Raw genomic sequence first — 9,480 nt, 5'->3', positions numbered from 1 at the left:
GTGCGCGACTTTGCGCACCGAGAGGCCAACACAAAGGTCTTTTTTTGTGGTTGAGGGCTCCGCCAGGGAGGTCAACGGCGTCTCAGCGGCCCTGGCGGGGCTCTTCCTCGCGATTGGCGTCCTGGGGGCACTTATGATAGTCGAGGGCCACGGGCCCCTGTACTTGGCTGTAGGTATGGCTGCCCTGATAGCTGCGGCCCTCGACGTTCCTGTGCCCCTTTTACTTGTCACCAGCGTTAAGGGGGTCTGCGTTTCCCCCGGTTTTTTCCTCTCGAAGTCGGTACCCTCAGGGAAGAGCTCGGCCCCGCCAGGTTCACGCCGGCTGGGGCCCTGGAGTCCCTCCTCCTCAGGAGGGTCAGGCTTGCAAGGGGGTGTGTCGCCGTGAGCGAGCAGAGGCCGCAGGAGCAGCAGCCCCAGGGGACCCCCTCGGAGCTCAGGGACGTGGCTGAAATGCTAAGGGACGCGGCCGCCCAGCTCAGGTCAATTATAGACAGCCTCAACAACCCGCTGGCAGCCATAGCGGCCAACGCTATGCAGAGCCAGCAGGCGGCCCCCCAGCAGCCCCAGCCGAAGGAGCAGCGTCGCCAGGAGGCCGTGCAGGAGGCGGGGCCCACGGGTCCTGAGGAGGCCGTGGAGGCCGTCAGGCCTCAGCCTCGCCCTGAGCTGGCCCGCGGTGAGGCACGGGCGCAGCCCACGGCTCCTCTGGAAGCAGCGCGTCGCAGCGTTGCTATGCCTATGACTAACGTTGAGAGGGTAATGAGGCTCCTCAGTCTCTTCGCTGACATGAACATACTCTCAAACGACTTCTTCGAGAACGTTGTTAAGGCCATGAGCTCCCTCGGAGTGCTGAGCGACGGCGAGAGGGACGCCCTCGTCTACCTCCTAGACACGATGAAGCTCGGCGTCGAGAAGGGCCTCTCCCCCCAGGAGGTGGTATCCCTCCTGGCAATAATATTCAGCGAGGCCGGGGTTGACAACGACGAGGTGATAAGGAGCGGCCTGGCAAAGGTGATAGTGTCCAAGCTTAGGAGGCAGGACGAGTCGAGGTGAAGGGCCTTGAGCGAGGTTGCAATAAGTCACACAATCTTCATTATAGTCACTGTAATACTCGTGTCGGCCGTGAGCGCCGCTGTCATCCTTAAAACATACCAGATAATGAGCGCTTACTCGCAGAGGTCGAGCGCTGAGGCCCAGGCGCTTGAGACGCAGCTGACGCCTGTTTACGCCTACTACAACTCCACGGACTCATCATACTACGTCTTCATAAGGAACAGCGGGTACACCACGATAAGCAGTGCCGAGCTGAATTACATTGAAGTCTTCCTGGGACCTGCCAACGGGACCCTCAACATGTACCTCTACTCCCAGTCCGGCGGCCAGGGGACCTGGGGGCTCGTCGCCATGTACGGCTCCCAGGGGGGACAGCTGAGCCCCGGGGCCATGGCGGAGATAGTCGTGAGGACTGGGGTTAACTTCGGCAACACAGTGCACGTGGTCATATCTCTCCCCGACGGCCAGGACTTCAGCGCGTACCTCCAGTCGTCCCCTTAGGTGGGTTTCATGGGGCTTGAGGTAGCAGTAGGCATGGCAATAGCCGCCGTGGCCCTGGTCGTGGTCCTGGGCTCGCTTGCAGGGATGATACTCACGGCCTACCGCGTGGTCCCAAGGCTCCAGGCCTTCAGCCCTCCCCCCTACATCAGGGTGACCTCCGCCTACCTGGAGTCCAACAACAGGACCCTGCTGGTAAACGTTACAAACTACGGCCAGGAGCCGCTGTACCTGGTAGGCGAGACCTACGTGATAGTGCTCTACAGCACCTCCCTGGGGGAGAGGGTCCAGGTGTTTAACCTGACCTCGAGCCCTCCCGCGCTCAAGTTCGTGGGGGGCTACGCGGCCCCCTATTCACCTGGCTCCGGCCTCATGCCGGGCGAGACCATAGAGCTGAACCTGACCCTGACATACCAGGCGCTCAGGTCGCAGCCTATGAGCGTCACAGTAATACCCCTTAAAGCACCTCCCGCCCAGTACTCCTTTACACCGGGCCCCTAGAGTGATACTTAGCACGGGCAACGAGGAGATAGACTCAAGGCTGGGCGGAGGGATACCGCACCCGAGCTTAATAGCTGTCGAGGGCGACAACGGCTCCGGCAAGACCAGCGTCGCGCTCCTCCTTGCACAGACCTACCTGAGGGCGGGCCTCTCGGTTGCCTACTTCACAAACGAGGGGGGCAGCTACACCTTCGTGAACAAGGCGAAGGAGTCAGGCTTCGACCTCTTCGACTACTTCCTAAGGGGATCCCTGAGGGTCTACACTATGAACGTAGGGGTGCCGGTCACTAGGAACACTGCTGAGAGGCTCCTGGGGGCCCTGTCCTACATATTCACCTCAGGAAAGCTGGGCTCGGACGCGGCGGTGATAGACACCCTTTCCTACCTCTCCTCTGCGGCCCCCGAGAGCTCGATAAAGATGCTCTTCGAGGCCCTCAGGAAGTCAGCCGACAGGGGCATGAGCGTGGTCGTCACTTTCCACCCGAACACTTTGCCCAAGGCGCTCTCGGAGCCCATAAAGGCCACGTGCGACGGCTACATAAGGCTCAGCGAGGCCAGCCTCGGGGGCAGGAGGCTCAAGGTGTTGACCATAGTTAAGCTCAAGGGCCTCCCCTCAGGGGCCCAGAGCTCAATAACGTTTGACGTGGACCCGGCCTTCGGGATCAAGGTCATACCCATAGTTCTGTCGTGAGGTGTCCCCCTTGAGGTTCAGCCTTCTGCCGAGGAGGTCGAAGGGCCAGGGGATACCTGAGGCCAGGGAGCCCGACTTCGGCGAGAGGCCCCAGTACCTCCAGGAGTACATATCAAAGGTGAGCGGCGAGCTGGGGGAGCCGGTCTACATGGAGAAGCTGGACTCCTCACTAAAGAAGCGGAGGGAGTACAACATTATCTATCCCGTGGGAGGGGGCGTCTTCATTCATGCACACTCCGTCAAGGGCAGCGACATGGGCAAGTACATAGTTATAGAGCCCCCGAGGCCCCCGCCCGAGCTCCTCAGGACAATAGACGTCGCCTTGGCCAACGTGATAAGCGGCGAGGCCCCCGAGTCCGCTGAGGAGAGGAGGAGGCTCCTCCTCTCGCTCCTGGACAGGATACTTGAGCCCACCAACTCGGACGTAGACTACTCCTCGCTCTCCAGCGACCTGGAGCTGAGGAAGGTGCCCGTTAAGAGGGAGTGGGTCGACTACATAAAGTACCACGTGGTCAGGGACAAGATAGGCGTCGGAGTGCTCGAGCCCTTCCTCAGGGACCCGTACCTCGAGGACATCTCGGCCAGCGGCGTCGGCAACATATACCTGGTGCACAAGATATTCAACAGGATGGAGAGCACCGTGAGCTTCTCCTCTGAGGACGAGCTGGACTCCTTCGTGCTCAGGCTGGGGGAGAAGATAGGGAAGCCCGTGACGAGGGCGAGGCCCATAGTAGACGCCACGCTGCCCGACGGGAGCAGGATAAACATAGTCTTTGGGAGCGACGTGAGCCTCAGGGGCACTAACTTCACCATAAGGAAGTCGTCAAAGGTGCCCATAAGCGTCACCCAGCTCATAGACTGGGGCACGATAGACGAGAGGGTCGCAGCTTACTCCTGGATGCTGCTGAGGGAGGGCATGAGCGGCTTCATATGCGGCGAGACAGCCTCGGGAAAGACGACTGCTTTAAACGCTATAGCCGTCTTCATAAGGCCCACCTACAAGATAGTCACAATTGAGGACACGGCCGAGGTCCAGCTCCCCCACCCCAACTGGACCAGGGAGCTCGCCAGGGACACCGGGAGGCCTGAGACCAGCGTGACCCTCTTTGACCTGCTCAGGGCAGCTCTGAGGCAGAGGCCCGACTACATAATAGTGGGCGAGATAAGGGGGGCTGAGGGCGCAGTTGCATTCCAGGCCATGCAGACTGGCCACCCCGTGCTCTCAACCTTCCACGCCGGCGACTTCACGAGGCTCATACAGAGGCTAACTGGCCACCCCATAGACATACCCAAGCCCTACATGGACAACCTTAACTTCGCCTGGTTCCAAGCCTCGACCTACTCTAAGACGGGCCTCCTGGTCAGGAGGATGACGGCGCTTTACGAGATAGTAGGCTACGACCCTAACAGCGACTCGGTGAGCGCAATACCGGTGTTCACCTGGGACCCCTCCACGGACCGCTTCATATTCTCGGGCAGGGGCTCGAGCTACCTGCTGGAGGAGAAGATAGCTAGGATGAGGGGGCTCTCGAGGAGGGACTACAGGCTGATATATGACGAGCTTGAGTTGAGGGCCTCCTTCCTGAGGGAGCTGGTAAACAGGAAGGTCTTCGACTACTTCCAGGTCTTCAAGGCCGTGGTCAAGGCCGAGAGCATGGGCATAGAGAGGGCCCTGACGGAGCTGAGGGCAGGGAGGCTTGACCTGTCTTGAGGATGCTGGGGAGGCCTAAGGTTGGCCTGCTGCACGTCTCAGCCCTGGTGATTGCTGCCGGCCTCCTGCTGTTAGTAGTGGGCAGGGCGAGGCTGGAGGCGCCGTCGCTTTTTATAATTATTGCTGGCAGTGGCGCGCTCCTTTACTGGCTGCTCTCCCACAGGACGTACATAAAGCTTGACGTTGACTTCCTTTACTCCCTGCTCCACATGTACGTCGTCTCCACGGGCTCCCAGCCGCCAGGTGAAATAGTTAGGAGCGCTTCCAAGGGGCCCTACGGGCGCTACTCGAAGACCTACAGGAAGGCCGCCGAGCTCTCGAAGAGGTGGGGCTACACGGTGCCCGAGGCCCTGTCGCTCTCCTCGAGGGGCGAGAGGAACAAGGCGTTCAAGGAGTTCATGGAGAGGTTCGCAGTGATCTCCGCTGTGGGCGAGGAGGTGACGTCGTTCCTCAAGGTCGAGTATGAGACCATAAAGTTCAACTACCAGAACCTCTACAACAGGAGTCTTGACTCGCTCAACGTGCTATACGGTGCCTACGCCTCAACCATGGTCTCAGTGATATTCGCAATCACAACAATGATGCTCCTGTTCTTCTTCTTCGGAGGCACTAGTCTCAGGATAGTCATACTGAGCTACGTGGCCGCCTTGATAGCCATAGCCGTGCTCGGGGTGCTCGTGATATTGAAGGCCCCGAAGAACCTGTTCGAGGCCAAGAGGTCCAGGAACCCCACGGCGCTCCTCGCTGATGTCCTTGCCATAGCTGGGTTCGTGCTGGGCGTCATAATATCATACATGATACTGTCGCGCGGCGTCAACTACGTCACCGTGGGCATATCATTCATAGTCTTCGGCCTCTTCTTCGTCCCAGCCGGCTACGTGATAAACAACATGGAGAACCTGATAGACGACTATGACAAGTTCTTCCCGGTCATGATAAGGAGCCTTGGGATATACCTCTCCCAGGTGCCCGACCTGAGGCAGGCGGTCAAGGAGCTCTCAAAGATAGAGCTGGGCAGGCTGAGGAAGCTGCTCGAGAACCTTCAGGCGTCCCTCGCCATGGGGGTCGACAAGGACATAGCTATGGCCAAGTTCGCCGTGCAGACGGGCAGCGAGAACATATACAGGTCCCTCCAGGTCTTCGCTGACGTCATGGATCACGGGGGAGACCTGAGCGAGACCGGCGTGGCCCTCTCAGACCACATGAACCTGCTGCTCATGCTGAGGGAGAGGAAGCTCCAGGTCACCGGCAACTTCCTGTCAACCCTTATACTGATGCACGCCAGCGTCATAGCGATAATGGTTTTCATGGCCGAGATGATGTACTACTTCTCGCAGCTGCTGATACCCCTGAGGGCCAGCATAAGCGCGTCCTTTGCCAACATCTTCGTCTTCGGCAACATAAATGTGCCCCTACTGGAGTCCTCGACGCTCATATTTGCAGCGGTGATAACGCTCATAAACGCCTACATACTCGCGGTCACCAAGGTGGGGAGCTCGAGGTCCTTCTACCTCTTCCTGGCGATACTCTCAATAATGACGGGAGGCGCCATAGTTGGGGTGGCCGCCCTGATGTCGTACCTGTTCCACATATTCCCGGTGACTGCCGCCGGCCTTCCCTAGGCCTTGCCTCCCGCCCTAAATACCCGTCCTAGACAGGGCGCTCCTGGGGGCCTGCTTGAGGCGGAGTGTCGCTTTTTACCTCGCGCTGTTAGCGGCGTACGCCGCCTACTCAGCCGCGTGGTCCTACATAGCCCTGGCCAAGGTGTACGACCTCAGGGTTACGCTGGGGGACCTGGGCATAATAGTCCAGGGAGCCTGGGACTCGGTGCACTCGGGCGTCCAGGGCTTCGTCAACTACCTCGCGGGCCAGGCCGCGCTCCTAATATATGCCGTGTTCCTGCCCCTCGGTCCCCACATGATAGAGGCCCTGGTGGTCCTCCAGACCCTGTGGCTGGGGGCCGCGGCCTTCCCGATATTTGCGATAGCCAGGAGGTACCTCAGGAGCGACGTCGCCGCCCTCATGCTGGCGGTCTCATACCTCATATACTTCCCCCTGGCGGGCGTCAACTGGTTCGACGTCCACAGGCAGGCGCTCTTCCCGACGCTCTTCATAACCTCGTACTACCTTTACCTGAGGGGAGGCAGGTCTAGGTACATCTCGGTGCCCCTGATGATATTTTCCTCGATGCTAAGGTTCGGCTACGAGGTCTACCCGCTGTGGTTCGGCATAACGTTAGTTGGCTACTGGGCCCTCAGGGACAGGAGGGATAGGTTCGGCCTCGCCGCGGGCCTCACGCTCATAGCGGCCTCGCTCCTGCTAGTGGCTTATAACGTGGGGGTACTGACGGCGCTATTCACGTCACCGGCTAAGGCCGTTCAGGCGACCCCCGCGTCGGTCAGCTCAACGGCATCGACGTACCTAAGGCTGATCCCCACCCTGTCCCAGCTCTACTCTCTAAACATAGTGGTGCCCCCGGTGGCCGAGCCCGGCCACGTGCACCTGCTCTACGTGAGGGGTTACGTGGTTGACGCCCTAACCCTAGGGCTCTCCCTCCTGCCGGTGCTCTTCCTGCCGCTGCTCTCGTGGAGGTGGGCCCCCGCGCTGCTCCCGTTCATAGCGCTCCTGGCCTTCTCGTCCTACTGGGGGTACCACTACCCCTACTTCTTCAGGTTACAGTACCCCTCAATAATAATGGCGCCCGTGTGGCTCGGCACCATAGAGGGCGCGTCGCTGATATCGAGAGGCTCTCGGAGGGCCGCGACCTACGTGGCCGCGGGGGTGCTTATAGCCTCGGCCGTGACGGCCGCCTTCTTTGAGCCCTACGGGCCGCTCAACTACATGTCATTCACGGACTACCAGCTCTCCCAGTGGACCAGCTTCAACATGACCTACTACGAGAGCATGATAGACGTCATAAGTATGGTGCCCCGCAACGCCACAATGATAGCGGCCCAGGACAACATGCCCGAGCTGTTGCCTAGGCCAAACGGCGATGTAATCCTGGGCTGCATAGGGGCCAACCAGAGCCAGTACGTAATTGTTAACGTGGTTCACGGCCTCTACCTCTACTATGACAACACGGACGTCTGCGGCGAGAGCATGCTTGAGGTCGCCGACTGGGCCCTCAGGTCAGGCTACGGCATAGTGGCCGAGGAGGGCGGCACCATGCTGCTGGAGAGGAACTACTCGGGGGGCGTGGTGGCCTTCAGGCCTTACTCCTACAGCTACGGGCCTGGCGACCTGTGGCCCCTCTTCACCGCATGGTACGGGAAGGGCTACATAAATGTGACTGACTTCCACTACGACAGGCTCGAGGGGCTCTTCGCTGAGCCACATGCGCTGAACTTCCTGCCAGGAAGGTACAACGTGACTTTCTACTTAATGAACGAGGACCTCTCGCCGTCAACAAGGCTCTACGCGGTGGTCACAGGCTACTACATAAGCGGCGACGGCCTCCTGACCCAGGTGACGCTCCTCAACGAGAGCGTGCCGGCCTCACTGCTGCCCCAGGGGAGGTGGGCGAGGGTCACGCTGAGCTTCTACTCGCCTACGTTGGTGGGCTTGGGCTCAGTGACGCTGCTCTCTGACGACGTGAACGGCACCCTGCTGATAAGGGGCTTTTATCTTACCCAGGTATCACCTCCTTAAGCATAAGTGTTTTCCCCTTTTACCTTCCCCTGCCCAGCTCCTAGCCGGGGAGAGGCTTGACCACGCTAAGGTTTGGCCCGGCGGGGAAGCCCACGAACTTCAGCGGGGACTACGAGGACGTGCCCCCTGTGCTGAGGCAGATGGGCCTTGACGCCCTCGAGTACGAGGCCGTCAGGGGGGTGAGGGTTACCAAGGAGAAGGCTGAGAAGATAAGGGAGGCGGCCCAGAAGTACGACATAACGCTCAGCATGCACGCCCCCTACTTCATAAACCTGGCCAGCCCCGAGGAGGAGACCGTAAGGAAGAGCGTGGAGAGGCTCAGGGAGGCGGCCCAGGCCTCAGAGTGGATGGGCGCCTACGCGGTGGTCTTTCACCCCGGCTACATAAAGGGCAACTCAAGCAGGGAGGAGGCCCTGAACAGGGTCATTGAGGCCCTAAGGCAGGTCTTCGACGGCCTTGAGCTGAGGGTGGCCTGGCTGGCCCCTGAGACCACGGGCAAGGAGTCCCAGGTGGGGGACGTGGAGGAGACCATAAGGATATGCCAGTCCCACGACAGGCTCAGGCCGGCCGTCGACTGGGCCCACCTCCACGCGAGGACGGAGGGGGCCGACATAAACAGCGAGGATGACGTCATTAAGGTGATTGACAGGATAGAGAAGGAGCTCGGCACGTGGGCCGTGAAGCCGCTGCACACCCACTTCTCAAAGATAGAGTACGGCAAGGGGGGCGAGAGGGAGCACCACACGCTGGGCGAGAAGGACTTCGGGCCTGAGTGGGAGTACGTCTGCAAGGCCTACGTTGACACGGGAATTGACGGTGTCATAATAAGCGAGAGCCCCATACTTGAGCAGGACGCGCTCCTGATGAAGAAGATATGCGAGAAGTACCTTTAGCCCGTCCCAGCCGCGGCCAACCCCTTGACCTCGGGGCTTAGCTCACTCACCAGCTTCGCCTTCTCTACCACGGCCATGGCCTCCGGGACCAGCAGGTACCTCAGCCTGTAGAGGCCCTCCAGGGGCACGTACACCGTGCCCTCCTCCACGTGGCCGCAGGCCTCGCACCTGAAGTGGTGTTTAACCTCTATGAACGCCTGCCCGTCCCTGACCACGGGGCCCGAGACCTCGTAGTGGTACTCGCCCAGGGCTCCACAGGATGGGCACACGGCAGGCCTAACTATTGACCTTGTCTCCACGCTGGCCCCCGTATTACTCTTGTGAAGCGACTATAAAGGGGCAGAGGCCGGCAGGAGCCCTTTGCTGCAGATACGCATGTGACATATGGTGGACGTAGAGGACGTAGAAAAAGCAATAAAAGAAAAGAAAAAGAGATAGGATAGAGCTAGGTATAGCTGCAAGGCATTAGTCATTAGAGCCCGATT

The 9,480-nt window shown here is 59.9% G+C and carries 10 protein-coding genes; 9 read left to right on the top strand and 1 reads right to left on the bottom strand.

All coding sequences use genetic code 11. The annotated features are described in order from the left end of the window. The 9 genes from ACP5H1_RS07560 to ACP5H1_RS07520 all read left to right on the top strand — a co-directional run. Positions 1-385: hypothetical protein (locus ACP5H1_RS07560; protein ID WP_427973663.1), on the top strand; the 385-nt coding region annotated here is incomplete at its 5' end. Beyond that, positions 382-1,050: a hypothetical protein gene (locus ACP5H1_RS07555; protein ID WP_427973661.1), complete on the top strand. Its 669-nt coding sequence runs from the start codon at positions 382-384 to the stop codon at positions 1,048-1,050. The genes ACP5H1_RS07560 and ACP5H1_RS07555, both read left to right, overlap by 4 nt. A gap of 6 nt (positions 1,051-1,056) precedes the next feature. Next, positions 1,057-1,551 carry a hypothetical protein gene (locus tag ACP5H1_RS07550; protein ID WP_427973659.1) on the top strand — a complete coding sequence of 165 codons (495 nt, stop codon included), beginning with the start codon at positions 1,057-1,059 and terminating at the stop codon, positions 1,549-1,551. Positions 1,552-1,560: 9 nt separating this feature from the next. Continuing rightward, complete coding sequence (locus ACP5H1_RS07545) at positions 1,561-2,049, top strand: hypothetical protein (protein WP_427973657.1); 489 nt, start codon at positions 1,561-1,563, stop codon at positions 2,047-2,049. Position 2,050: 1 nt separating this feature from the next. Beyond that, positions 2,051-2,740, top strand: a complete 690-nt coding sequence (locus ACP5H1_RS07540; protein WP_427973655.1) for an ATPase domain-containing protein — start codon at positions 2,051-2,053, stop codon at positions 2,738-2,740. A 1-nt stretch (position 2,741) separates the two neighbouring features. Beyond that, a complete protein-coding gene (locus ACP5H1_RS07535; protein ID WP_427973653.1) occupies positions 2,742-4,451 on the top strand; it encodes a type II/IV secretion system ATPase subunit in 1,710 nt (569 codons plus the stop codon). 2 nt (positions 4,452-4,453) lie between these two features. Further along, positions 4,454-6,073 carry a type II secretion system F family protein gene (locus ACP5H1_RS07530; protein WP_427973665.1) on the top strand — a complete coding sequence of 540 codons (1,620 nt, stop codon included), beginning with the start codon at positions 4,454-4,456 and terminating at the stop codon, positions 6,071-6,073. Positions 6,074-6,128: 55 nt separating this feature from the next. Further along, on the top strand, positions 6,129-8,102 hold the full coding sequence (locus tag ACP5H1_RS07525; protein WP_427973651.1) for a DUF2079 domain-containing protein: 1,974 nt from the start codon (positions 6,129-6,131) through the stop codon (positions 8,100-8,102). 56 nt (positions 8,103-8,158) lie between these two features. Beyond that, positions 8,159-8,995: a deoxyribonuclease IV gene (locus ACP5H1_RS07520; RefSeq protein ID WP_427973649.1), complete on the top strand. Its 837-nt coding sequence runs from the start codon at positions 8,159-8,161 to the stop codon at positions 8,993-8,995. Here the strand turns inward: ACP5H1_RS07520 and ACP5H1_RS07515 are convergent. After that, positions 8,992-9,294 (bottom strand): hypothetical protein, encoded by a 303-nt coding sequence (locus ACP5H1_RS07515; RefSeq protein WP_427973647.1) that lies wholly within the window; start codon positions 9,292-9,294, stop codon positions 8,992-8,994. The two genes, ACP5H1_RS07520 and ACP5H1_RS07515, sit on opposite strands and share 4 nt — an antisense overlap. Positions 9,295-9,480: the final 186 nt, after the last annotated feature.

Origin of the sequence: Acidilobus sp., assembly GCF_049973875.1 — an archaeon.
Classification (GTDB): domain Archaea; phylum Thermoproteota; class Thermoprotei_A; order Sulfolobales; family Acidilobaceae; genus Acidilobus.
This window is presented reverse-complemented; position numbering and strand designations above follow the sequence as displayed.

Excerpts from the sequence above, each read along its gene's own strand:
- ACP5H1_RS07530 (WP_427973665.1), top strand. The coding sequence starts at position 4,454 with ATGCTGGGGAGGCCTAAGGTTGGCCTGCTGCACGTCTCAGCCCTGGTG.
- ACP5H1_RS07545 (WP_427973657.1), top strand. The coding sequence starts at position 1,561 with ATGGGGCTTGAGGTAGCAGTAGGCATGGCAATAGCCGCCGTGGCCCTG.